Here is a 25,174-nt window from a genome sequence, read left to right as displayed (position 1 = left end):
ACCGCCCCCTTGTTCATTCTTCTCACATAACCGCAGGACGCGCGAATAAAATGAGTATTACAGGCAGTAGAGGACGAAGGAGGTGCGCTTCGCATGGAGGCCAATCAAGGACAGTCGTTCATCGTATCCCGCGAGGACTGGTCGCTGCATCGCAAGGGTCATCAGGATCAAGCCCGGCATCAGCAGAAAGTGCGCGAAGCCATTAAGCAGAATTTGCCCGATCTCGTGTCTGAGGAAAATATTATCATGTCCGATGGCAAGCACGTCATCAAAGTGCCGATTCGCAGCCTGGACGAATTCCGGTTCGTGTACAATTACAACAAGAACAAGCATGTCGGCCAAGGCGACGGCGACAGCCAGGTCGGCGACGTGCTCGGCACCGATCCCGCATCCGCGCAGAAAGGCGGCAAGGGGGAAGGGGCAGGCGATCAGCCCGGCGAAGACGTCGTCGAAGCCGAGATCAGCCTGGCGGAGCTGGAGGCGATGCTGTTCGCGGAGCTCGAGCTCCCTTATTTGAAGCAGAAGGAGAAAGACCAGATCGAGACGAAGGAGATTCGCTTCAACGATATCCGCAAGAAAGGCATCATGTCCAACATCGACAAGAAGCGGACGATTCTCGAGAACTTGCGCCGCAACGCCACAAGCGGCAACCCGGGCATCCACGGCATCACGCCGGACGACCTGCGCTACAAAACATGGGAGGAAATCATCCGCCCGCAGTCCAACGCGGTCATCATCGCCATGATGGATACATCCGGAAGTATGGGCTCGTTCGAAAAGTACGTCGCCCGCTCCTTCTTCTTCTGGATGACCCGCTTCCTCCGTCACCAGTACCAGAAGGTCGAGATCGTCTTCATCGCGCATCATACCGAGGCGAAGGAAGTGACCGAAGAGGAATTCTTCACCCGGGGCGAGAGCGGCGGGACGATCTGCTCCTCGGCGTATGTCAAGGCGATCGAGATCATCGACAGCCGGTTCCCGCCGGCGCAATACAATATCTATCCCTTCCACTTCTCCGACGGCGACAACCTGACGAGCGACAACGAGCGATGCGTCAAGCTGATCGGCGAGCTGCTCAAGCGCGCGAACATGTTCGGCTACGGGGAGGTCAACCAGTACAACCGTTCCAGCACGCTCATGTCCGCCTACAAGCATATTCAGTTCCCGAACTTCCTTCACTACGTCATCCGCGAGAAAAACGAAGTATACAACGCGCTTAAATCATTCTTCCGCAAACGCGAGAGCGTGCCGAGCTAAGGACATGAGGGCTTCGCCCTTTCAGATCCCATTTTTCCTCCCCCTTCCCCCTCCGCCGAGGGGAACCAGAGGACTTCGCCCTCTGGACTCCCCTGTTCGTGCTGGCACATTTGTGCGCGGTCGGCGGGTTGCTTCGAGCTGGCACGCTTTTGTCCTCCCGGACAAAGCTTCAGTGAGTTTTGAAGTCAGTCCGAAGACATAAGCCTGTCAACTATAGGCCACGGGTGGCTTCACCGGAGATGTTTTTCCTTAACCTGACAGCATTGCCAGCCGCCGAGGGGAACCAGAGGACTCTGCCCTCTGGACTCTGCTAATAAGCGTGACTCGTTTCGCGGCCGTCTTTGATGTGTCCTTCGAGATAAGCTCGCGTTGTCCTAAGGGACAAAGCTTTTGTTCGCGCTTCGTTCGAGACGGTTTGCCTTGGGGTGTAAACCTGTCACTTCGTGTACTTGGCGAGACATCGTTCTGACCTTCGCTTGCGTCGGCTCTCGCGGACACGCTTTACGCTGATTGAACCACACATGAACAGATGCTTAGATTCCTTAACAATAAAAAACTCCAGCCTCCCGTGTAAGCGGAGCTGGAGTTTCTTATGTTCCGTACAAAATTCGAATAAGTGCCGTCCGCGGTTATACGTCTTCCGGCTATAAGTTCGTCCGGTAAATCGCCTTGTTCTCCAGTCCGCGGAGCATCGGGGTCCACGGCTCGCTCTCCAGCGTCGTGTCCAGCGCGTCCTCGACCATCTGAAGCTTCGCGTCCAGCGAGTCGATCAAGTGGAGCGCGACCGCCTCGGCCATCTGCGGCTGAACCGGGCTGCCCCATTCGCCCAGGTTGTGATGCGCCAGCACGACGTGCTGCAGCGCCAGCACCGGCTCGGAATCGAGCGGGATGCCGTGGTGAATCGCCGCCTCGACGATCCAGCCGGATGCGAGCGCGATATGGCCGATTAGCTTGCCTCTCACACTGTAGTCGGAGACAATGCCCAACTGCGCCGTCATCTCCTCGGGCTTGGCGATATCATGCAAGATAATGCCCGCCTTAACCAGGTCGGCGTTCAGGAACGGACGCTGCTTGCAGACGAATTCGCCTAGCTCCAGCATCCGCGTCATGTGGTAAGCAAGTCCGGCGAAATACGCGTGATGATGGGTTTTGGCCGCCGGATAATGCATCAGCTTGTCTTCAACCTTCGCCGTGCAAAAGTCGACGATCGCCTTCAGATCCGCATGTCCGATGCTCGCGGCCGATTGCTTGATCGCATGGATCAGATCGACGGGGCGAATCGGGGCGGAGCGGACGAAATCGGCGATATTAACGCCGTCCTCCTCCGTCGTCTTGCGGATGCGCTGGATTTTGACCTGCAGCTTATCCCGGTACGTCTGCACGAGCCCGCGCACCTTCACGAGGCCCATCGGGAAAAACGTCTCTTTATCCGTCTGCGTCACGTCCCAGTACTTGGCCGAGATTTGGCCGCTGGCATCGCACAATACGATATCCATGTAGTCCTTGGGCGGTGTCGCGTTCGTCTGCTTCACCTCGCACTCTTTCAAGAGATAAAAGCCGGTGAATTCATCCTGGGGTTGCATCTGAATAATCTGCGTCATTGTGAAGCTCCTCCTGTGTTCGGTACGATCATTATACAATGGAACGCCTCCCGCGCGCGACGCAGCCGCAAAATACTAGCCAAGGCGAACCGGCTGGGCCGTCTTTTCGGCGATGCGCGTTTCATTCCGGAGGAGCGCGCCGCCCACGCGCTTGCGCTCGCCGTCCGCGGATGCCTATGATAGTTCTGTACCCGAATAACGCTGGGAGGACGGCATGCATGAGCGATTTTCAAACGAAACTGAACAACTACGCCGACATTATTTTGCGGATCGGCGTTCATCTGCAGCAAGGACAGACGCTTATCGTGAACGCGGACCTCGACGCGGCCGAACTGGCGCGGCTCGTCGTCAAGCGGGCTTACGAGCTCGGCGCGGCCAGGGTCAAAGTGTACTGGACCGACGATATCGCCACGCGCCATCACTTTGATCTGGCGCCGGACGCAGCGTTCCTGGAAGAGCCGAAGTGGTCGGCGGCCGAGAAGCTGGAGCTCGTAGAGGCAGGCGCGGCGTCGGTAACGATCAAGTCGTCCGATCCGGATCTGCTGCGCGGCGTTGCCAAGGACCGCATCGTGAATGCGGAGAAAGCGGCGCGGCAGGCGAATACCAAATACCGCGAATACGTGCAGGCGTTCAAATTCAGCTGGTGTCTGGCCACCGCCCCTTCCGAAGGCTGGGCGGCGAAGGTGTTCCCGGACGCGCCGAAGGAAGAGCAGGTCCCGCTGCTGTGGGAGGCGATCTTCCGCATGGTGCGCGCCGATCAGCCCGATCCGATCGAAGCTTGGGAGCATCATCTGGCGGAGCTGAAGCGCCGCGCCGACTACTTGAATGCCAAGGCCTACAAGACGCTGCACTATACGTCGGAGGGCACGGACCTTACAATCGAGCTGCCCGAAGGTCACATCTGGCTCGGCGGCCGCAAGACGAACGATCAGGGCGTCGCCTTCGTGCCGAACCTGCCGACCGAGGAAGTGTACACGGCGCCGCTCGCAACTGGCGTGAATGGCACCGTCCGCAGCAAGAAGCCGCTCAGCTACGGCGGCAACATCATCGACAACTTCTCGTTCACCTTCCAGAACGGACGTGTCGCGGATTGGAGCGCGGAGCAAGGCGCGCAGACGCTGCAAGGGCTGATCGAGATGGACGAAGGCTCCCATTACCTCGGCGAAGTGGCGCTCGTCCCGTACGACTCGCCGATTTCGAATTCGAACCTGTTGTTCTACAAAACGATTTTCGACGAGAACGCCTCCTGCCATCTGGCGATCGGCAGCGCCTACGCGGCATGCGTCGAAGGCGGCGGCAAGCTCTCCCGCGAGGAATTGAAGGCGCGCGGTCTGAACAACTCGCTCGCGCACACGGACTTCATGGTCGGCTCGAAGGACCTGACGATCCGCGGCGTGACGAAGGACGGCGCGGAAGAGCTCGTGTTCAAGGACGGCAATTGGGCAATCTAGCGGATCGATCAGCTCCAAGACCAAGACAATGCAAAACGGACCTCGGGTCCCATCTCTGGATGGGAACGAGGTCCGTTGTCAGTTAGGAGCTAAAACATCGGCAGCAGCTGCTTGCGCTCTTCGAGGATGATGCCCGCCGTCTCCTCGATCGCGCGGTTCGTCACATCGACGACGAGGCAGCCGAGCCGGCGGAACAGCTTGTGTGCCAGCTCGAGCTCCTCGGAGATCCGGTCCACGCTGGCATAACTCACGTCGAACGGCAGCCCCATGCTCTTCAGCCGTTCAATACGGATCGCGATGAGCTTCTCCGCGTCCATCGTGAGGCCGATCAGGCGCTCGGACGGCATCCGGTAGAGCTCTTCGGGCACCTTGACCTCCGGCACGAGCGGGTAGTTGGCTACCTTGATGCCTTTGTGGGCCAAATAGATGCCAAGCGGCGTCTTGGAGGTGCGCGAGACGCCAAGCAGGATCAGATCCGCTTGACTCCAGCCGCTCACGTACTGACCGTCGTCGGATTTGACCGTGTATTCGATGGCCTCGACCCGGTTGAAATAGGCCCGATCCATCCGATGCGGCATCGCCGCTCGCTGCGCGGGCGCCGAATCGAAGGTGCGGATGAAGCCTTCCATCACCGGTCCCATGACGTCGATCGCGCACACCCCGAGGCGGGCCGATTCCTGCCGGATCATCTCGCGCAGTTCGGGCAGCACGAGCGTATAGACCACGAAGCTGCCGAGCGAGGCAGCCCGCTCCATCATCTGGCGAATTTCTTCTTCGTACTTGATATTCGCCCACCGCTCCAAGCGAACCTCCTGATCCTGGAATTGGCGCATGGTAGCGCGCGCAACCGTCTCCGCCGTCTCGCCGGCGGAGTCCGAGCCGACCAGTATCGTCTTGATATCCTTATTCAACTTCGCTTCGGCCCCCTTGTCTGAAATGACTGTACACCGCCGCTTCAGCCCCTGACGGAGGCCTCGTAAAATAGCTTCACGACCGTTGTCTTCGTAATGCGGCCGACGACCTCGAACCCCGCATCGGCTTCCTTGCCTCTAGGCACGACGACCGGCAAGCCGTCGATCTCACGGGCAATCATAATCCCCATCGCATCCCGCACCGTATGCTCTGGCGTGACGGTCGCCAAGTTGGACAGACGGGTCATGACCAGGCCGAGCAGCATCTGGGAAGCTTGAGGATTGCCAAGCGACACCTTCAATAGGTCTTTGCGCGAGACGATCCCCGCAAGCCGCCCTTCCGCATCGACGACCGCCAAGCTGCCGACGTTCTCGAGGAAGAGCGTAACGACGGCATCGCTCACCGTGGCGGTCTCGCGCATTACGATTGGCACGCTCATCGCTTCCCGCACCGGCAGCATAGCCGTATCGTAGGCCGCGGCCGCCGCCGGCTCGCCGTCTTCATCCCGGTCCTTCCGCAGGTAATAGCCTACCTTCGGCTTGGCCTCCAAATATTCAAGCATGACCAGCAATCCGAGGTCGGAGCGGATCGCCGGACGCGTCACCCCGAGCAGCTCCGCAATCTGCTCGCCCGTAATCGGGCCGCGTTTGCGAACCAGCTCCACGATCTTTTGTTGTCTTGTCGATAGCTTGATCGCTTATCCCTCCGATCGCAACGCTTCATCCCTTTATTGTAACCGATGGCGGAAGAGCCGCACAACAGAAGGCGAACCGGCCAACGCCTTCCGCGTCCGGCAATTGAAACGGCTTATGCGGCAGAAGTAAACGTGCCGCCCGCTCATGCCGGTTCCTCCCCGATATCGGATGGGACGGCTTGCAACGATCGGCAGCGCTCCGAATCGCATAAACTATACAGTTTTTTCACGCCGTTCGTGGGCAATGTATCAATGATTTCGTTACAATGCCGGCACAATACAAGACCGTAGTTTTCTCGGCTTCCGTACACTTCCGCGCGCTCTGCTCCCATTCGAATCCTCTCCTTCAACCTCGATTATATAAGACGCATATATAATTGTGACGCCTCATAGTAGACAGCAATGCCCAGCTGTGCCTTACGCGCCCATCGACGGCACGATGCCCGCCGCCTGTTTCAACGCCAGATCATGCTCAGTCTGGATATAACGGACCGTATGCGTGGCTGCGCGCATGACGACGGAATGGGTGGCCGCCCTTCGGCCCGGCAAGTAACGAACTCCCTCGAGGAAGTCCCCGGGCGTCACGCCGGTCGCCGCGAAGATAACGTCTCCGGTGCCGACCAGATCGTCCATGAGCAGCACGTCGTCCGCGCCTGCAAGCCCCATCTCGCCGAGCCGCTGGCGCTGCTCCTCGTTCTCCGGCAGGAGCCGCCCTTGGATTTCGCCGCCAAGACACCTGAGCGCGGCTGCCGCAAGAACCCCTTCCGGCGCACCGCCGGAGCCGATATACAGATCGACGCCCGTCTTGGCGCCGCACGGCATGAGCGCGCCGAATACGTCACCGTCGGTCAGCAGACGGACGCGGGCCCCCAGTTCCCTGAGCTCCGCGATCATCTTAGCATGACGCGGCCGGTCCAGCAGCAGCACGTTCAGCTCCGATAGCGGCTTGCCTAGTCCTTCCGCAGCCTTGCGCGCAGTAACGGACAACGGATCGCGAAGACTCAGCTTCCCGGCCAGCTCAGCTCCGACGGCAAGCTTCTCCATGTAAATGTCCGGCGCATGAAGCATCTGCCCTTTGGGCGCAAGAGCAAGCACCGATACCGCGTTGTTCATCCCGCTGGCCACGAGCGTGGTCCCTTCGAGCGGATCGACGGCCACGTCGACTTCAGGTCCGTTCCCGTCCCCGACCTGCTCGCCGATATACAGCATTGGCGCCTCGTCCATCTCGCCTTCCCCGATTACGACCCGTCCGCTGATCGCGAGCGAGCGAAACATGCTTCGCATCGCTTCCGTCGCCGCATCGTCCGCTTCCGTCTTGCTCCCTCTCGCCACCCACGGCGCGGATGCCAGCGCCGCCGCCTCCGTGACGCGCACCGCCTCAAGCGCCAATTCGCGTTCCATTGCCCTCATCCTCTCCGGTTATCATTTCCACACCAAAAATGTATCACATTTAAATATGACTCACAATAGAAAATCACAAAACGATGTATGACGCCTAAATAAATAGGCGCCACAGACCTAATCGCCTGTGACGCCAGTTCTATTTTGCGAGCAGCAACGATGGATTCGCCATTGGAGTCGCGCATCCCCCAAAGCCGGCCGAGCGGCTAGAGAAGCCGGAACAACGCATCGACGCGCGCATCCTCCGCGATATGACCGGGATAGATGAATCCGCGGTCATCCTTCCGAAAATGGATGTCCGCCCGCGCGAAGCATGCCTCCACGAATTCGGAGCAAATGTAGGCATCATTATCCTCATGTCTGCCAAGACCCAGCCCAATCCGTGAGACGATGCGGGCGATCTCCTCGTTATCATACTTGCGGTTCAACAAGTCGAGCCCCCGATCGACCAAGGCGCCGATGCGCGCGTCTTCGTTCCCTAAGCCGGCCAGCTCCCGATGGCGCGCGATGTACAGCTCGCCGTTATATGGCGCGTGGCGATTCTCATAATTCTCTACATAATGAGTCAATGGCACGAGGCGGACGCCGTCGTCCTCGACGCTCTCCAGAATCAAGGGGCGTTCGCGCCACCGCACGATGATGGCGACATGGCTGAACATGGAGTCCGAGAATCGTTTGATCAGCTCGCTTACCATGTAGTTCCCTGATCCCAGCATAATATCGCCCGTCCGCAGCTGTCCTGCCGCCTCTTCGTACGCTATTTTCTTCACGTCCTTGAACTTGTGTCCCATCTTCTTCCCACGCTCCCCTGCATCATGATTAGTCGCGATATCCCCTTGCCGACGCCCTTACCCTAATACCCGAAGCGCCTTCGAATATGAAGTCAGCACGTCGGCGCTGCCATCCGCGCGAATATAGACGTCGTCCTCGATGCGGACGCCGCCGACGCCCGGCACGTAGATGCCCGGCTCGATCGTGAACAGCAGGCCCGGCTCGGCAAGCGTCCGGTTGGCGCCGTGCAGCGACGGCGATTCGTGCACGTCCATGCCGAACCCGTGTCCGACCCGGTGCGTGAAATAGTCGCCGTAGCCCGCCGCCGCGATTACGTCCCGGGCCGCCGCGTCCAGCTCGGCCAGCGCCACGCCCGCCTTCGCCCGGGCGATGCCGGCCATGTTCGCCGCGAGCACCGTTTCGTAGATCCGCTCCTGCTCCTTGGATGCTTCGCCCATGATGAACGTGCGCGTTATATCCGAGCAGTAGCCGTCCGCCACGACGCCGATATCGATCAGCACGTAGTCGCCCCGCGCGATCGCGTAGTCGCCCGGCTTGCCGTGCGGCAGCGCGGAGCGCGCGCCGGCCAATACGATCGATTCGAATGCGGGCTTGGACGCGCCCAGCTTGCGCATCTGGTACTCCAGCTCCGCCGTCAGCTCGATCTCCGTCATACCCAAAACGGCGCGGGAAGCGGCGAAGTCCACCACCTTCTCCACGATATCGATCGCATGGCGCACTTTCGCGATTTCATCCTCGCTTTTCTTCAGCCGAAGCCCCATGATCGCCGGTTCCGCGTCCGCGAAGACAGCGTCTGGCAGCAGCGCGCGCAGCTTCTCGCCCTGCGCCATGCTGACGGCGTTCATCTCCACGCCGAACCGACCGCCGCGCTCCGGCAGCCGATTGCCCAGCAGTTCGTACGCATCCTCGGTGTCCGATACCGTCACGATGTCAGCCGGGTAGCCCGCTTCGATCGCCGCGTCCTTGTCGAGAAGCGGCACGAACAGCGCTTCTTGGCGCTCATGCAGCAGCAGCCCCATGAACCGCTCGTGCGGATTGCACAGGAATCCGGTCAAATAATACACATTCGTCGGCGACGTGATCAGCGCGCTTCCGATGCCTTGTTCGGCCAGCGTGGCCAGCAGCCGTTTTTTGCGTTCCATATAGATGTTCATTCGTCGTCATTCCTCCTGATCGATCGGATCGGGTTGCCCATTCAGTCCTATTGGCATTATAGCCGATATCCTCCGCTCGCGCCGAGCGAGCTGTTTAACGCGGTACAGCAGCACCTTTGGAAGCCGTCAAAATCAGAGAATATTCGACTTTGATGCTGTCGAATTTTCATATATCATAGAGACAGCGCTTCCATCCGTTCGAGGCGGAGCGCTGCAGATTCGATAGGACGTAGTGACTCGATCTCCCCTGCAATAGTTGTCCATACGATCATTTTCGCGTACCGGGAAGGCCGATCCTGTACGTTCTATCCAACGGGCCTAGCATCACCTATAATGAGAGCAATTCTATCCGGATTAATAACATCGATTTGCATACGGAACCAAGGGGTGGCGGCATGTACAAGGTCATCATCGTCGATGACGAAGCGGTCGTACGCGACGGCTTGAAGAACACGATTACGTGGAGCGACCACGGCTTCACGCTCGTCGGCGATTACGCCAACGGTCGGGAGGCGCTCGACGCGGTCGAGCAGCATAAGCCCGATCTGATCATCTCGGATATCAGCATGCCGTTCATGGACGGCCTGGAGCTGGCCGCGGCCGTCAACGCCTGCTATCCCTATATCAAGATGATCATTCTCACCGGCTTCGACGAGTTCGATTACGCCCAACAGGCGCTCCGGCTGAAGGTATCGGACTTCATCGTCAAGCCGATCACCGCCCGCGAAATCCGCGAGCTGCTCGACAAGACGCGCGCCGAGATGGACGAGGAAGCGAAGCGCCGCGAGGACATGAGCCGGCTGCAGAGTCAGCTGAAGCAGAGCCTGCCGCTGCTCAAGGAACGCTTCCTCGAGCGGCTCGTCATCAACGGCCTCGGCCGGGCGGAAATTACCGAGCGCTTCGCGTACTTCGGACTGCCGCCGCTCTCCTCGATGTATGTCGCGATGGTCATCGACATTGACGACTTCGGCGACCGCGAAGGGGTCGACTTCGACGCCTTCGACGAGGAGATGCTGCGCTTCGCGGCCTTCGACATCGTCAGCGAAATTTGCGCCGGCGAAGGCGTCATCGTCTTCCGCACCCGCGAGGAGCGCATGGTAGCCGTCATCTACGGCATCGCGGAGGAGAGCGCCCTCTACGACAAGGCGTTCCGCGTCGCCGAGCAGGTGCGCCACGAGATCGAGCGCTACCTCAAATTCACGATCACCGTCGGCATTGGACAAGCGTGCCAATCGACCGAACGGCTGCCAAGCTCGTACCGCAGCGCCCTCGGCGCGCTGGATTACCGGTTCCTGCTCGGCAAGAACCGCATCATCAGCATTATCGACCTCGAGGGCAAGGCGCAGACGCTGCCGCCCGTGCAGCCGGATTGGGACCGCAAGCTGGCCTCCAGCGTCAAGACCGGCTCCATGCAGGACGCCCAGCGGCTGATCGAGCAGATGGTCGCGGAACTGAAGTCGTCCATGGTCCCCATCGAAGCATGCGTGCTCCATATGCAGAAGGTCGTGCTCGCGCTCATGAACTCCATTCAGGAATTGTCGGCCCATGAGAGCGGCGGCATGAATTTCGACCCGCAGACGATGCTGACCGACGTCTACCGCTTCAAGACGGTCGACGAGATCGAACAGTGGCTGAAGCAGACCGTCAAGACGGTCATGACCGTCATCGAAGGCAGCCGTACCCACTACACGGGAGCGCAGGTACGGCGGGCGATCGAATACATCGAGACCCACTATGCCAACGAGAAAATGTCGCTGCAGGAGCTGTGCCGCCACGTGCTCATGAGCACCAGCTACTTCAGTCTCGTATTCAAGCAGCATACCGGCGAGACGTTCGTCGAATATTTGACCCGCGTGCGGATCGAGAAGGCGAAGGAGCTGCTGCAGCACACGACGCTCAAATTCTACGAGATCGCGGAGAAGGTCGGCTACGGCGATCCGAACTATTTCAGCATCCTGTTCAAGAAGCACGCGGGCGTTACGCCTCGGGAATTCCGCGAACGGAGCGGCGCCTGACATGTTCTTCGGACACCGCCGCCCGCTGCTGCCCTTGTTCCCGCTCAAGAGCATCCAATCGAGCATCTCGTTCGCCTTCTCCTGCCTGATCCTCGTGACGATCGCCGTGACCAGCTTCATCAGCTACCGGCTGTCGGTCGAGGCCGTGGAGCAGAACGCGACGGGCTACGTCGAGGAGATCATCAAGCAGGTCAACAGCAACATCCAGTCCTACGTCGACAACATGGAGAACATTTCGCTGCTCGCCATGACGAACAAGGACGTCAAATATTACATCGCCGACAACAGCTTCATCAGCGCCGAGGAGCGCCGGGTGTACGAGAAGCGGATCTCCGACCTGTTCCAGGCGATCCTGTACACGCGCAAGGACATCGCCTCGATCATGGTGTTCGGCTACAACGACCGGTTCGTCTCGGACCGCCGGATCACGAGCCTGAACCCGAACGTGCGCCCCGAGGATACGCCTTGGTTCAAGGCGGCCAAGGAAGCGAAAGGCCGCTCGGTCATCTCTGCGCCGCATGTGCAGAACATCATCAAGAACGAATACCGGTGGGTCGTCTCGCTCAGCCGCGAGCTGCGCAGCACCGATGGCATCATGCCTGAAGGCGTCTTCCTCGTCGATCTGAACATGAGCGTCATCAACGACATGGCCCGCCAGATCAACCTCGGCAACAAAGGATACGTGTTCATCGTGGACGACGCGGGCGACATCGTCTACCACCCTCAGCAGCAGCTCATCTACAGCGGCCTGCGGACGGAGATGATCGACGAGGTGAACGCGGCGGCGAGCGGCACCTCCTTCACGGTCGGCGGCCAGGACGGCAAGCGGATCTACTCCGTGCAGGACACAAGCTTCGGCTGGAAAATCGTCGGCGTCGCGTATACGGATGAGCTGATGGCGAACAAAAGCGCGATCCGCAAGTCGATTTTCTACTACGCCCTGTTCGGCCTTGTCGTCGCCCTCGTGCTGTCCGTGCTGCTCTCGCACCAGCTGTCCCGTCCGATCAAGAACTTGCAGAAGGACATGAAGCTCGTCGAGAAAGGCAACTTCGACATCAAGACCCCCATCGGGCAGATGAACGAGATCGGCCAGCTCGGCCGCACCTTCAACATGATGGTCGGCCAGATCAAGAATCTGATGGAAGACGCGATCCTGACCCAGGAGCAGAAGCGCAAGAGCGAGCTGCAGCTGCTTCAGTCGCAGATTAACCCGCACTTCCTGTACAACACGCTCGATTCGATCATCTGGATGGCCGAGCAGAAGAAGCACGAGGAGGTCGTGCTCATGACGAGCGCGCTCGCCAAGCTGTTCCGCGCCAGCATCTCCAAAGAGAAGGAGATCGTGCCCATCCGGGTGGAAATCGAGCACATCAAGAACTATCTCATCATTCAGCAGATGCGGTACAACAGCCAACTGGACTACAAGCTCGACATCTCGCCGAACATTCTGCCCTACCGTTCGCTCAAAATTCTGCTGCAGCCGTTCGTCGAGAACGCCATCTACCACGGCATCCGCAACAAGCCGGAGAAGGGGCTCATCACGATCCGCGGCTTCGAGTTAGACGGCAGCATCGTATTCGAGGTGGAGGACGACGGGCTGGGGATGAGCGAAGAGCGTCTCGCAGCATTGTGGAACGCCAGCGAATCGGAAGCGTCGCCAGGCGGCAGCGGCCGAGGAATCGGCATTAGCAACGTCAACGAACGGATCAAGCTGTTCTTCGGCGAAGCCTACGGCATCACGATCCGAAGCGAGCTCGAAGTCGGCACCTGCGTGACGATCACGATTCCGCGAATCGAATGAAAGGAGCGGACCTATGCGCAAACGCCGGCTATCCCTTGTCCTGACCATCATGACGATCCTTCTCGTCCTTTATGCCGTGTTCTATACCCGCTTGGCAGGCGTCACGTCATGGGTCGGCGTCACCGGGACAGAATCGAAGAGCATCATCGTTATTCTGAAATCCAGCAACGTCCGCTCCGACTTCTGGCAGGCCGTCAAGGGCGGCGTCGACGCGGCGGCCAAGGAGCTGAGCGTCGAGACGGTCGTCCAGAGCCCCCTCGTGGAGACCGACGCCGACACGCAGATTACGCTGCTGGACGAGGCGATCAAACGCAAGCCGCACGCGATCGTCGTCGCGCCGATCAACGACTACCGGATGGCGGACAAGCTCGAGCAGGTCCGCAAGGCCGGCATCACGCTCGTCCTGATCGACAATCCGATCCCGCTCGATCCGCCGCCGGTGTCGGTCGCCAATGACCACCTGAAGGCCGGACGGCTCGCCGGCGCGACCGCCATCAGCATGACGGGCGGCCATCCGAAGGTGGCGATCATCAGCGACAACGTCGACGCAAGCGCCTCGAACGCCCGCAAGAGCGGCATCGAGCAGGCGCTGCTCGCCTATCCGGATGGCATCTACGGCACCTACTACTGCCTGGACGCCAAGCAGCGCGCCTATTTGATCGCCAAGTCGCTGCTTGGCGGCGGCCAGCCGCAGTTCAATACGTTCGTGACATTGACCGAATCGGCGACGCTCGGCGTCGCCCAGGCGATCGAGGAAGCCGGCATGGCCGGCGAGATGAAGCTGATCGGCTTCGAAAGCTCGATCGACGAGATCCAACTGCTGGAATCCGGCGTGCTCGGCGCAACGCTCGTCCAGCGCCCGTTCAACCTCGGCTATTTGGCGCTGAAGACCGCCCTGCGCGATATTAACGGCGGCGACGTCGAGACGACGACGCTGATCGACTCGACCATCGTCAACCGGATGAATATGTACTCGGCCGAGAATCAGAAGCTGCTGTTTCCGTTCAGCGAGAAATAAGAGATTGGAGGAACGCTCATGCACGGCCGCTTTACCGGTGCGCGCGGCGCCAAGCTAGCCGCGGCCTGCGCGGCGCTAGCGATGTCGACCGCTGCCTGCTCCGGCGACACCCCGCCATCGACGCCCCTGAAGAACGAAGAGGAGCCGGCGCTCATCCGGTTCGTCGCCTCCGAATACAGCAGCGAGACGAAGCCGATGCTCGAAGCGCTGGTCCGGGAGTTCGAGCAGAACAATCCGAACATCGACGTCGAGCTGCAGGTCGCCAATTGGGATATTCTGGACGGTATCTACACGACGATGATCAGCAACAACCAGCCGCCGGATTTGCTGAATACGAACGTGTACGCCCACTTTGCCGCAGATGGGCTGCTCAACGATCTGAACACGATTATATCGGACGAGCTAAGAAACAAGCTGTATCCGGAACTCATGCAGATGGATCAGTTGAACGGCATCCAGTATGCGCTTCCCTACGTGGCGTCCGTGCGCAGCTTGTATTACAACAAGGAGCTGTTCGAGCAGGCGGGGCTGTCTGAGCCGCCCGCGACGTGGGACGAATTGCGCGAGGCGGCTCGCGCCATCACGGCGACGGGCAAGGCGAACGGCTTCGGCGTCGATCTGACCGACAACGAAATACAGGCATACTTATCCTACTTCTTCCTCGGCGCCGGCGGCGGCTGGCTGAAGGACGGGGAATGGGCCATTAATTCCAAGGCGAACGTCGAAGGGCTTACGTTCCTGAAGCAGCTGTACGACGAAGCGCTGACCGATCCCGATCCGACGGTCACGACGCGGGACGAGAAGCAGCGCGTGCTCGGCGACGGCCGGCTCGGCATGATGATCTCAGGCACGTATTTCGCCTCCGTCGTGCCCCGCGAATTCCCGAATTTGAAGTGGGGATCCGGCCCGCTTCCGGTCAAGTCGGGAGAACAGCCGCTCGCCTTCGGCGTCCATGACGTGCTCGTCTCCTTCAAGACCGATCATACGAACAAGGAGGCGCTGTCGACCTTCATCGACTTCCTGTACAACAGCGAATCGTACGGACAGATGGTCGCCCGCGAAGGATTCGTCCCCGTGCTGAAGGATGTCGGCAGCCAGCTCGCCGCATCCAATCCGCTCATGAAGAGCAGCCTAGACGCCTTGGCCGTCGCCAAGTTCTATCCGATCCAGCAGCCGGCTTGGCAGGCCGTCATGGACAAAGCCCGCAAGCTTGGCAGCGCCGTGCTGAACAACCATGTGTCGCCGCAAGCGGCGCTCGATCAACTGCAGCAGTTCGCGGTGACGCGCACGTTAGCCGTGAGCGGGGATCGGGAGTGACTGATAGTAAAGCGCAGGTCCCGGAGGCTTCAAGCTTCCGGGACCTTTTGGTTCCCGACGAGAAATCATTCTCTCGCCCCCTCTCCGCCTCGCACCCAGCCTAAAATAATCAAGGTGTCTTGCCATATTCCTCCTATGTGCTACAATAAAAAGATACCGAACGGTATCTTTTTATGCTCATCATGGACTCTTCTTCTGTACGGCATAGGTTCGACCGTTCGGGATCTTGATCCAATGGGAAGGAGCTAACATTTTGTCGATCAAAGAACAATTAGCGCTCACAAAGGCAGGTTTTTATGCCAAAGTGCCCGAGGAAGCCCAGACCAAAATCCTTCTTCATGTGAAGGAGCAGCAGGAGTCCGGCATCGTTTACGGTTTGCGGGAAGGAGAACGCGCCCCGAATTTCTCCATGACCAATCCGCTTGGCGAACCGATCACCCTGCACGACGAGTTAGCCAAAGGTCCAGTGGTCCTGGTCTTCTACCGCGGAAGCTGGTGCCCCTTCTGCAGCGTCCAGCTCCGAGCCTTTCAACGACTGTTGCCCGACATCCAACGAAATGACGGCCAGTTGATCGCCATCAGCCCGCAAAGCCCGGACAACTCATTAACCCAGATCGAGAAAGAACAGCTGACCTTCCCGGTGCTGAGCGATCCTAACGGCGATGTCGCAAACCGCTACAATCTTTTATTCGAATTGCCTGCCTATCTTCGAGACACCTTCCTGCACGCGCTTGGGCGGGATCTTGCTCTATTCAATCAATGCGACCGTTGGGTGCTGCCCGTTCCGGCAACGTTCCTTATCGATCGGGGAGGCGTCGTTCGCCGCAGTTACGTCAACCCGGACTTTATGGATCGCATGGAGCCGCAGGAAATTCTCGATCACTTGAAGCTTCTGTAGTGATAAGGCCGGCCGATCGCCCGCCTGCATGAAGAAGACCTCATCGCCCGCGAACGCCGGTGCTGTGGTCTTCTTCGTTTCTACCCTAGGGAGTTCTCAGGCGTGGCCCTTTGTATAATGTCGTTTTAATCCGTGCCATGCTCAGGGCCATCCGCGACCCTCGCGCTCGCCTTTTCCGCCTAGCTCGCCTCCACGACGATGCTGTCCAGCAGCCTTCCTCTCACGTACGGCAGCAGCCGCCACTTGCCGGCTTCCGGCAGCTCGATCATCGTCACGAGGTGACGGTCCGCCCCGTTAATAGCCCCTGCTAGCGCATTGGAAGAGAGGGCCGGATTCGTCTCGTAGACGGTGATCAGCTTATCCGAGCCTTTCTTGACAGCTTTGACATCGAACGGGCCGTCCAGCTCGTCGCGGCTCCCCCAGAAATGCCACATCACTTTCTGCGCCTGCCCGGCCGTGAACGGCACGTCGAGAATGCCGACGCGTTGATCCGCGCCGCGCATCCTATAGGCGCCTGAAGCGAACATCGAGCTGGGCGTCCATAACGCATCGGGCATATGCAAAATGACCTGGCCATATAGCTGATCGTCCAGCAGCACGCGAAGCCGCCATTCTCCGCCAAGCGGCAAGGCAAAACGGACCGTATATCGCCCGAGCCCCTCGTAGCCGCTGCTCGGCCTTGCGATTCGCTCCGAAGACAGCATCTCTTCTGCGCCCGATGAGACATGCTCCGCCTCGATCGTCAGCGTTCGCCCCCTGAACGTCTCCATCGGCGCCGTGAAGGCGAACAGGTACCCCGCCATTTCGCCTGCCCGCGCGTTCGGATCCGGGTGAAGCGTGAACAGCCGACGGCCCTGCTCGTCGTACGCTTCACCCGCGCCGGCGACGTAAGCTTCGTTCCGGGCGCCGGTGCCGCCGTGCTGGCCGGCGCCTCCTTCCCCGCTCCAGAACGGCCCGAAGACCAACAGCAGCGCGGCAGTCACGGGCACGAGCAGACCGGCGGCGACCCACGTCCGGACGATCCGCGTCCGATTCCTTTTGCCGTCTCCGCCTGCCCGCGACATCACCTCACGCTTCATCGCATCCGTGAATCGACCATTCGGAAGTGGCGGCTTCTCCATCCCTTCCGCCCATTGCGGCTTATCGTTCTGCATGACTACGCCTCCTCCCAGCCGTCCGCCGACAGCAGCTCGCTCATTCTCTTCTTCGCCCGGTGCGACCGCGACTTGACCGTCCCCTCCGAGATGCGGAGCAATTCCGCCATCTCCCTCATCGTCAGCCCATAATGATAATCCAGAATGAGCACCTCCCGATATTTGCGCGGCAGCCGCAGGACGGCCTCCCAGAGCGCGCGGTTCTCCATCCCTTCGAGCGCGGCCGCTTCGGCCGACGGCGCCGCGCCCCTGCGGACGAGCCGGTCCGTCAGCGTAACTCTTCGGATGAAGGCGCTCTGCACAACATGCAGCGCTTTGTTCCTCGTGATCGTCAGCAGCCAACTCTTAACTGTGCAACTGCCCCGGAAGGCATACAGCCCATTGTAGGCCGCCAGAAATACGTCCTGCGCCACGTCGTCCGCAGCCTCGGGACGCTTGGTCAGGAAGAAGGCGAAATTCCACACGTCATCCCCATAGGCGTCCATCATGTCGCGAAGCACAGGCGCGCGGTCATAGCCCGCATCCAGATGCTTCAAGTACTCCCAACCATCCGCCACTTGCGCTCACCTCTATCCAATAAGACCGGCGAACCGCCGGTTTGGTTCCCTTTTTCTCCCCCACCTCCGCGAAATCTTGAATGGTGTTGAACTCTTGTGGAACAAAGTTGCGGAGAAAGAGAGATGAATCTGAAGAAGCGCTAGCGTTCGCCTTTGTGAACGGATTGCTACCTTTGACTCCTATATTCAAGCAATCCGAGAACAACAGCGATCGTAAGATCATCCCTCTTGCGCAGCAATTCTTTGTTCAAATTTAAGTTCAACATAGACAAGAAGATTTTAAAGAATTTATTCAAGATTTCACGGAAGATATTCGATTCAGCGATTTTGCCCCGTCCACTATGATGTTCTTAGGCGCCGGAACACAAGAGAAGCCGGCGCGAACACAAGAGAAGGCCGAGGAGGGTTTGCATCAATGGTGCTTAAAAACAAACTCGCAATGGGGATCGCCGCGACGATGCTGGTACTGCCGCTCGCAGCATGCGGATCGAACAACGAAACGACGAACAACCAACCGGCGAACAACGCCGAAACGCAAACGAATGCAGGGAAGAACAATGCCGCGAACACGGGTGGCGAGACGGCAGACGCCGGCACGAAGCTGACGGGCGACTTCGAGATCCAATACTTCGTTGGCGGTTACGGCGACGCCTGGTGGAAGAAAGTCATCGCCGACTTCCAAGCGGCGAATCCGGAGCTGAACGTCAAGGCGCTCGGCGGACCGAAAATCAACGAACAGAACAAACCGCGCTGGATCGCGGGCACGCCGCCGGACTTCGTGTACATCGACGGACCGGAGCTCAACGACCGCCAGCTCGTGGAAGACGGCCAGCTCGAAGACCTGACCGACTGGATCCAAACGGCGACGAACGTCGATGGCGACAAAATCCTCGACATTCTGGCGCAAGCGCCGCAGCAGTACGACAGCAAAATTTACAACATCCCGCTCGTGCTCAACTCGTGGGGCATTTTCTGGGATAAAGCGCTCTTCGCCGAGAAGGGCTGGACGGAGCCGACCGATTACCAATCGTTCCTCGACGTCAGCGAGAAAATCAAAGCAGCGGGCATCACGCCATTCATCCATACCGGCAAATATCCGTACTACATCAACGGCGCGTTCCTGTTCCCGGCGATCGTCTCCGCGAACAACAACGACTACACGGTGCTGCAAGACATGGCGGCGAACAAGGTCGAAGCGTACGAAAGCCCGGCCGTCATGACGGCGCTGAACAAAATCGTCGAGCTGCGCGACAAAGGCTTCATCGACAAAGGTTCGGTCCAAATCAACCACACCGATTCCCAAATGCTCTTCCTGCAGCATAAGGACGCGTTCATCGCGAACGGCCTGTGGCTGCCGAACGAAATGTCCAAAGACGTGCCGCAAGGCTTCCAATTCGGCTTCATCCCGTCCGTCGGTCAAGACAACGGCGGCAAAATCGTAGCGAACACGTCGACGGCAACGGTCGCGATCGCGAAGAACGCGAAAAACAAAGATGCGGCCAAAGCGTTCCTGCAGTTCATCTTCTCCAAAGCGCAAGCGTCCCAATGGGCGGAGCTGTCCGGCGCGCCTTCGAACATCAAAGGCGACATCAGCGCTTCCAATGCGCCATCCCACGTCAAAGACGCGGCGAAATACCTGACGGACGCGAACACGGTCGTTATCCCGACGATCACGTACAACGCCGACGTCGACAAAGCGATGCAAGACGCTTCCGCAGCGCTCGCAGCCGGCACGATCGAGCCAGCCGACTGGGTGAAACGCGTAACGGACGCGGTCAAGAAAGCAGCGAAATAACCAGTTTATCTTAGGCAAAAGCGGAGGATGGCGCGGGCGACCGGCCATCCTCCGAATTGACATGAAAGGAAGGTGAACGTCATGAACTCAGGATCTGCCAAGCTGCAACGGACGCTGTTTATCGCCTCCTTCATCGTGCCTACGCTCCTGTTCTTCAGTGTGTTCACGATTTACCCGACGATCAAGGCGCTGTACTTCTCGTTCTTCGAATGGTCCGGCATGTCCCAAACGAAAGACTTTATCGGCTTCGACAACTACGTCGCGATGTTCAAGGATCCGATCATCTGGCGCGCGATCGGCAACGACTACTTCCTCGTGCTCGGCAAAATCATCGGCATCATGGCGCTGGCGACGTTCTTCGCGGTCGCGCTGACGCGCTTCAATTTCAAGCTTGCGGGCTTCTTCCGCTCGATCTTCTTCATTCCGAACGTCATCTCGGTCGTCGTCATCGGCGTCCTGTGGAACTTTATCTACAACCCGCAAATCGGGTTCCTGAACTCCTTCTTGTCCCTATTCACGAAAGATCAGGTGACGATCACGTGGCTCGGCTTCGCGGATCATACGATCTGGATGCTGCTGCCGCCGGCCATCTGGGCCGGCATCGGCTTCTACATGCTGCTCTTGATCGCCGCCATTCAAAATATTCCGGAGTCGTACTACGAGGCGGCAAGCCTCGAAGGCTCGGGCCAATGGCGTCAATTCTGGACCATTACGCTGCCGCTCATTTGGGAGCAAATGAAGGTATCCATCCTCAACATCATGATGACGACGCTGAACGGCTCGTTCGTCATCGTCTGGATCATGACCGAAGGCGGCCCGGACAACTCCACGCAGGTGATGGGCACGTATTTGTACCAAATGGCGTTCCGTCAGTACCACTTCGGCTTCGCATCCGCGATCGGCGTGCTCATTCTCGTGCTGTCGCTCTTGACGACCGTGATCCTGCAGCGTCTGATGCGCCAGGAAACCGTCGAGCTCGGCTAATTTAGGAGGACACCTACATGAATCTGGGGATCAAAAACCCGATCGTCAAAATCATCTTTCTCGGCATTCTGCTCCTATGGAGCGTGTCCGTTATTTATCCGCTTGTCTGGACGCTGCTGGACTCGCTGAAGGACAATCAGCAATTCTTCTTCAACAAGCCGTGGGCGCTGCCGAACTTCCCGCTGCTGTGGGAGAACTACTCCTACGTATGGGAGAAATACAACTTCGACAAGTACTTCGTGAACTCGCTGCTCGTCACGGGCGGCGCCACGCTGCTCGGCCTGCTGCTCGCCGCGATGACAGCTTACGTACTCGCCCGCTTCAAGTTCAAAGGCAGCGGCATCATTTACGGCTTGTACATCTCGTCGATGATGGTACCGTTCATTCTGGCGCTCATCCCGCTGTTCTTCCTGCTCAACTCGATGCATCTGACGAACACGAAGATCGGCCTTATCCTCGTGTATACGTCCAGCGTCCTTGCCTTCGGCATTTTCGTCCTCGTCGGCTTCTTCAAGGGACTGCCCAAAGAGCTCGAGGAAGCCGCGAACATCGACGGCGCAGGCTATTACGGCACGTTCTTCCGCGTCATGCTTCCGCTCTCGCAGCCGGGCTTGATCGCGGTGGGCATCATCAACGTGCTGAACATTTGGAACGAGTATATCGTAGGTACCGTGCTCGTATCCGACCCCGAGCAATATACGCTGCCGATCGAGATCGGCGTCATGCAAGCCGAGATGCAGTACCGCACGGAATGGGGCCCGCTGTTCGCGGCGCTCATGTTCACGATCGTGCCGGTGCTCATCCTCTACATCATCTTCCAGCGCCAGATCGCCAGCGGCATTACGGCAGGCGCGGTCAAGTAAGCCGCCTGCTTGGCGCAATCTAACCTTAGCTTGGGCGAGAGCCCGGCTAAGGTCTTTTTGTAAGCGCAAGGCGAGACGGCCGCGCTGTTCTCTAACGGCGTGAGGCGTTTCATTCGGAGAAGCTGATTGGTTTGTATTGGAGCAATCGGAGGGATTCCCCCCCTCCGGGGCGGTTGTATGCACGCCTGGGTCTGCTGCACGTTAAATCTGCCATGATTTGCAACATTGGCGAATTCGAAGCAAAGGAAGTTGTGCCTCGTGTCTACCGACATACGCAAGCTGCTCGTCATGAACTCGATCAGTTCCGTCATCGCCATCTATATCGGCATCTACGTCAATCTATATCTGTGGGAGGACGGCCAGCGGATCGCCGACGTTTCCTTCTACAACATGGTTATGTTCATCGGCTGGGGCGCGGCCTTCTGGACCGCCGCCAAGCTGCTGACCCGCTTCTCGATCCGGCTGCTCTACAGCTGCGCCGCGGGGCTCGGAGGCATCGCCTTCGCGTATTTGATGACCGTCACGCTCGACAATCGCCTGCTCTGGATCGCTCTGCTCGGCCTCCCCGTCGGCGCCATGTTCGGCTTCACATCGGCGGCCCAGAATCTCGGCATGTCGCTGCAGGGCAAAGCGAGCGAGTTCTCGCGTTATTTCGCGGCCGTGAGCATCATCGGCCAAGCGCTGTCGGTGGCGGTGCCGATTCTCTCCGCCAAGGTCATCGACTGGAGCGGCTACGGCGGCTCGTTCGTCCTTATGCTAATCGCCCTCGGGGTCATGCTCGTCTTCTCCCTGCGGATGCCGTCAATCGCCATGCCGAAGCTGTCCGATCCGAAGGAGCAGGCAGAGATGGGCCGCTTCCGGTTCCGCGCCGCGTTCGGTTTCCCGGGCGCTCGCTGGATGCTGCTCTCTCTGCTCGCCGGCGGGGTGTTCCTCCAATTCCAGAACCTGTTCACGCTGCTCTTCACGTTCTCCGTCACGCAGAACAAGCTGTGGATCGCGCTGCTGAATGTGACGTACACGCTGGTGTCCCTGCTTGGCCTCTGGCTGTACCGCCGCATCCGGATCAACGAATCCCGCTGGCTCTGGATCGGGGCGGTGCTGCTCGCGGCGGGCTTCATCGTCGTCATGTTTCCGTATAAGGAAACGATGATCGCCTCCAATCTGCTGACCGCGATCGGCATGTTCTATTTCAACACCGTCTGGACATCGCAGCAGTTTCGCTGCATTCAGCCGCTCAGCGCCGCGGAGCGCGCTTCCTTCCTCGTCTGGCGCGAGACGCTGCTCATTGTCACGCGCTGCCTGCTGCTGACGCTCACCTTCTCGCTGACCGAGCTTCGCGGCGCCCTCTTCATCACGCTCATCGCCGTAACGCTCGTCTGCCTGCTGGCGATGCCGGTGTTCCAGCTCCGCGCGCTGCGCCAAGGCGATACGCATGCCGGCAATGGAAGTGCCGGGGTCGAGGCCTGACGCAAGATCGCGCAAAAGAGGACCGCCTCAGGCCATGCTGGCCTGGGACGGTCCTCTTCGCGTCGCTGCAATGATTCGGTAAAGTCGCAGCCGTGCGGAAAGCGCGCGGAAGAATCCATCTCGCGGGAATCCGCGGATCACCGCGCTGCAGCCGCCGCGACCTCTACTCTGAATACATAGCTCACGCTTCCTTGCGGCCACTTGGCTTGCACGATATACAGATGCTTGCCTTCGCCCGCCGCCAGACGGAAATTCGATCCGCCATATTCCACGCTCTCATCCGGTCGCTCCTCGTCAGGGAACGAAGCCGTGACGGTCACTTCGTCCGGCTCCGACTCGAATGCCAGCCGGACGCGCTCGCCGCTCGTTCCGAGCGCGGGGAACTTCTGCTTCTCCGCCAATTCCTCGTTGGACGGAACGTCCGCGCATACGCCCATGCCGTTATCCGCCCAGCAGTAGCCGCCGAGCTGCGCCGCGAAGATTTGATCGCCGATAACCACGTTTAGCCCGTGCGGCTGCGGACGAGCTGCTTCCCCATCCTTCTCCCGTTCAACCGGAACCGCGTCTTGGAACAGGATCAGCAGCGTCGCCTTGGCCGCATCCGTCAGCTTGTAATGGCCGTCTTGCGCCTCTTTCGTCGCAAGTCCCGGCTCTTCGCCCTTGATCCAGAACGAGAAGACGTGAAGCGCATCGTCGTCCATTCGCACCGTCGCTCTGTAGTCTGGTGCCCTGATGTCCAACTCGCCCATGTCGTGTTCGGCCTCGCTAATTGCGCTGATGAACGACTGAATCGCCTTGGGATCGTCGATCCGCCGAGTCGGCCCATTCTCCTCCGCAACGGAGATCGATACGATATGATCAGCGTCTACCTGTTCGAGTCCCGGCAGACCCGCGTTCCCCGACGACTGACAGCCGATCAGCCAGATGAGCAAGAATACCATGCCCAGCGCGCGCGATCGTTTCATCCGCGTCAACTCCAGTCTGTAAATAGTTACTACTTACGACTGCGAGAGACGCCGAAATGTTGCGCCAACGCGAAAAATTCCCCTTTTCGGCTTCCGACTCTGCCTCCGGATTGATCGCCTCGCGGCCGGACGGAAGGAGAGCGATTTGCACGCTCAAGATTGCGCGACTCATGCCATCAGGTTAAGAAGGGGCCTCGCCCCTTTGACCCCACTTCTGTTGCTCCCTCCCCCTCCGCCGAGGGGAACCATAGGACTGAGCGTCTGCTTCCGAAGTCGTTTTCCGTTCGGAAAACGTTCACCTCTGGACTCCCTTCTTCATGCAACCTCAATTGTTCGCGGTCGGCGGGTCGGCTTGAGCTGGGCACGCTTTTGTCCTCGCGGACAAAGCTTCAGTGGGTTTAGAAGTCAGTCCGAAGTCATACGCCTGTCAACTATAGGCCATGGGTCGCTTCACCGGACGTTTTCCCTTAGCCTGACAGCATTGCCCGCGCTCCAGGCACAGCTCACTGCAGCCCCAGCCGCTCTTCCAGTTCCAGCTTCTGCCTCAGATGATGGCGGAAGTGCATGCCGATCAGTGCATGCCACTCTTGCGCGTTCAGCCAGCCGAAGCCGCCATGCTCCACCTTGCCGTGGATGTTGGCCCCCAACGCCCTCCCTTCCAGCTCCCGCATTCTGCTTATGACCTGACGAAGCCGTTCATCGAGGCTTGCGATGCTGTCCGGGTTGTCCGCGCGGTTCATGGAATCGGGCAGCGGAATCTTGACGGGCGGGAATCCGCCGGTTCGGAACGCTTCCTCGCCCGCGGTCGTCTTGCCAAGCGGCTGCTGCGCCTCTGCTGCCGAACAAGCCTCGACATGATCCAGATACTCGTGCGCGACCGCGATGAGATGATCGTACATTTGGCCAAGCGACCATACGCCCGCCTCCGGAACTTGCCTCAGCTGCTCCAGCGTATAGCGCCCCAGCTGCCGCCGGTACTCTTCGATCAACCGATATTCGCTCAAAATCGAATCGCCCCTTTCGTCACTATCATCCCTACCCTCATCCTACCACGATCGGGGCCTGTCGATTTCTCGCG

General features: G+C 59.4%; 22 protein-coding genes. 11 read left to right on the top strand and 11 right to left on the bottom strand.

What is annotated here, in order from left to right; genetic code table 11:
• Positions 1-93 precede the first annotated feature (93 nt).
• Positions 94-1,257, top strand: coding sequence for a sporulation protein YhbH (gene yhbH / locus ACFFSY_RS16175; RefSeq protein ID WP_377495796.1), 1,164 nt, complete (start codon positions 94-96; stop codon positions 1,255-1,257).
• A 644-nt stretch (positions 1,258-1,901) separates the two neighbouring features.
• Here the strand turns inward: yhbH and ACFFSY_RS16170 are convergent.
• Positions 1,902-2,858, bottom strand: a complete 957-nt coding sequence (locus ACFFSY_RS16170; RefSeq protein ID WP_377495794.1) for a 3'-5' exoribonuclease YhaM family protein — start codon at positions 2,856-2,858, stop codon at positions 1,902-1,904.
• A 218-nt stretch (positions 2,859-3,076) separates the two neighbouring features.
• On the opposite strand from ACFFSY_RS16170, the gene ACFFSY_RS16165 reads away from it, so the two are divergent.
• A complete protein-coding gene (locus ACFFSY_RS16165; RefSeq protein WP_377495792.1) occupies positions 3,077-4,309 on the top strand; it encodes an aminopeptidase in 1,233 nt (410 codons plus the stop codon).
• Between the two features lie 89 nt (positions 4,310-4,398).
• Here the strand turns inward: ACFFSY_RS16165 and ACFFSY_RS16160 are convergent, their stop codons facing one another.
• The 6 genes from ACFFSY_RS16160 to ACFFSY_RS16135 all read right to left on the bottom strand — a co-directional run bounded on the left by ACFFSY_RS16160 (position 4,399) and on the right by ACFFSY_RS16135 (position 9,262).
• Positions 4,399-5,220, bottom strand: a complete 822-nt coding sequence (locus tag ACFFSY_RS16160; RefSeq protein ID WP_377495790.1) for a pyruvate, water dikinase regulatory protein — start codon at positions 5,218-5,220, stop codon at positions 4,399-4,401.
• 44 nt (positions 5,221-5,264) lie between these two features.
• Positions 5,265-5,915 (bottom strand): helix-turn-helix transcriptional regulator, encoded by a 651-nt coding sequence (locus tag ACFFSY_RS16155; RefSeq protein ID WP_377495905.1) that lies wholly within the window; start codon positions 5,913-5,915, stop codon positions 5,265-5,267.
• A gap of 143 nt (positions 5,916-6,058) precedes the next feature.
• Positions 6,059-6,247: a GapA-binding peptide SR1P gene (locus ACFFSY_RS16150; protein WP_377495789.1), complete on the bottom strand. Its 189-nt coding sequence runs from the start codon at positions 6,245-6,247 to the stop codon at positions 6,059-6,061.
• An 85-nt stretch (positions 6,248-6,332) separates the two neighbouring features.
• A complete protein-coding gene (gene glpX / locus ACFFSY_RS16145; protein ID WP_377495787.1) occupies positions 6,333-7,316 on the bottom strand; it encodes a class II fructose-bisphosphatase in 984 nt (327 codons plus the stop codon).
• 206 nt (positions 7,317-7,522) lie between these two features.
• Complete coding sequence (locus ACFFSY_RS16140) at positions 7,523-8,107, bottom strand: YiiX/YebB-like N1pC/P60 family cysteine hydrolase (RefSeq protein WP_377495785.1); 585 nt, start codon at positions 8,105-8,107, stop codon at positions 7,523-7,525.
• 57 nt (positions 8,108-8,164) lie between these two features.
• On the bottom strand, positions 8,165-9,262 hold the full coding sequence (locus ACFFSY_RS16135) for a M24 family metallopeptidase (protein WP_377495783.1): 1,098 nt from the start codon (positions 9,260-9,262) through the stop codon (positions 8,165-8,167).
• Between the two features lie 395 nt (positions 9,263-9,657).
• Between ACFFSY_RS16135 and ACFFSY_RS16130 the strand changes: the two genes are divergently transcribed.
• The 5 genes from ACFFSY_RS16130 (at position 9,658) to ACFFSY_RS16110 (ending at position 16,311) form a co-directional block, all read left to right on the top strand.
• The gene (locus tag ACFFSY_RS16130) at positions 9,658-11,277 is read left to right on the top strand and encodes a response regulator (RefSeq protein ID WP_377495780.1); all 1,620 of its coding nucleotides are present in this window, start codon (positions 9,658-9,660) and stop codon (positions 11,275-11,277) included.
• Position 11,278: 1 nt separating this feature from the next.
• On the top strand, positions 11,279-13,078 hold the full coding sequence (locus tag ACFFSY_RS16125; protein WP_377495778.1) for a cache domain-containing sensor histidine kinase: 1,800 nt from the start codon (positions 11,279-11,281) through the stop codon (positions 13,076-13,078).
• A 13-nt stretch (positions 13,079-13,091) separates the two neighbouring features.
• A complete protein-coding gene (locus ACFFSY_RS16120) occupies positions 13,092-14,096 on the top strand; it encodes a substrate-binding domain-containing protein (protein WP_377495776.1) in 1,005 nt (334 codons plus the stop codon).
• Positions 14,097-14,114: 18 nt separating this feature from the next.
• Complete coding sequence (locus tag ACFFSY_RS16115) at positions 14,115-15,413, top strand: extracellular solute-binding protein (protein ID WP_377495774.1); 1,299 nt, start codon at positions 14,115-14,117, stop codon at positions 15,411-15,413.
• 253 nt (positions 15,414-15,666) lie between these two features.
• Positions 15,667-16,311, top strand: coding sequence for a peroxiredoxin-like family protein (locus tag ACFFSY_RS16110; RefSeq protein WP_377495772.1), 645 nt, complete (start codon positions 15,667-15,669; stop codon positions 16,309-16,311).
• A gap of 179 nt (positions 16,312-16,490) precedes the next feature.
• Here the strand turns inward: ACFFSY_RS16110 and ACFFSY_RS16105 are convergent, their stop codons facing one another.
• Both ACFFSY_RS16105 and ACFFSY_RS16100 read right to left on the bottom strand, forming a co-directional pair.
• On the bottom strand, positions 16,491-17,465 hold the full coding sequence (locus ACFFSY_RS16105) for a DUF4871 domain-containing protein (protein WP_377495770.1): 975 nt from the start codon (positions 17,463-17,465) through the stop codon (positions 16,491-16,493).
• A gap of 2 nt (positions 17,466-17,467) precedes the next feature.
• Positions 17,468-18,022 carry an RNA polymerase sigma factor gene (locus ACFFSY_RS16100; protein WP_377495768.1) on the bottom strand — a complete coding sequence of 185 codons (555 nt, stop codon included), beginning with the start codon at positions 18,020-18,022 and terminating at the stop codon, positions 17,468-17,470.
• Positions 18,023-18,437: 415 nt separating this feature from the next.
• Here ACFFSY_RS16100 and ACFFSY_RS16095 point away from each other — a divergent pair, with 415 nt between their 5' ends.
• The 4 genes from ACFFSY_RS16095 to ACFFSY_RS16080 all read left to right on the top strand — a co-directional run bounded on the left by ACFFSY_RS16095 (position 18,438) and on the right by ACFFSY_RS16080 (position 23,131).
• Positions 18,438-19,817 (top strand): ABC transporter substrate-binding protein, encoded by a 1,380-nt coding sequence (locus ACFFSY_RS16095; protein WP_377495766.1) that lies wholly within the window; start codon positions 18,438-18,440, stop codon positions 19,815-19,817.
• 81 nt (positions 19,818-19,898) lie between these two features.
• Complete coding sequence (locus tag ACFFSY_RS16090; RefSeq protein WP_377495763.1) at positions 19,899-20,801, top strand: carbohydrate ABC transporter permease; 903 nt, start codon at positions 19,899-19,901, stop codon at positions 20,799-20,801.
• 17 nt (positions 20,802-20,818) lie between these two features.
• Entirely contained in the window at positions 20,819-21,664 is an 846-nt protein-coding gene (locus ACFFSY_RS16085; protein WP_377495761.1) for a carbohydrate ABC transporter permease, read from the top strand.
• Between the two features lie 258 nt (positions 21,665-21,922).
• A complete protein-coding gene (locus ACFFSY_RS16080; RefSeq protein ID WP_377495759.1) occupies positions 21,923-23,131 on the top strand; it encodes an MFS transporter in 1,209 nt (402 codons plus the stop codon).
• Positions 23,132-23,268: 137 nt separating this feature from the next.
• Here ACFFSY_RS16080 and ACFFSY_RS16075 read toward each other — a convergent pair whose 3' ends face one another.
• A complete protein-coding gene (locus ACFFSY_RS16075) occupies positions 23,269-24,096 on the bottom strand; it encodes a YhfM domain-containing protein (protein WP_377495756.1) in 828 nt (275 codons plus the stop codon).
• 503 nt (positions 24,097-24,599) lie between these two features.
• Positions 24,600-25,100: a DinB family protein gene (locus ACFFSY_RS16070; protein ID WP_377495754.1), complete on the bottom strand. Its 501-nt coding sequence runs from the start codon at positions 25,098-25,100 to the stop codon at positions 24,600-24,602.
• Between the last annotated feature and the right edge of the window lie 74 nt (positions 25,101-25,174).

It is taken from the genome of Paenibacillus aurantiacus, from assembly GCF_042431225.1.
Taxonomy (GTDB): domain Bacteria; phylum Bacillota; class Bacilli; order Paenibacillales; family Paenibacillaceae; genus Paenibacillus_Z; species Paenibacillus_Z aurantiacus.
This window is presented reverse-complemented; position numbering and strand designations above follow the sequence as displayed.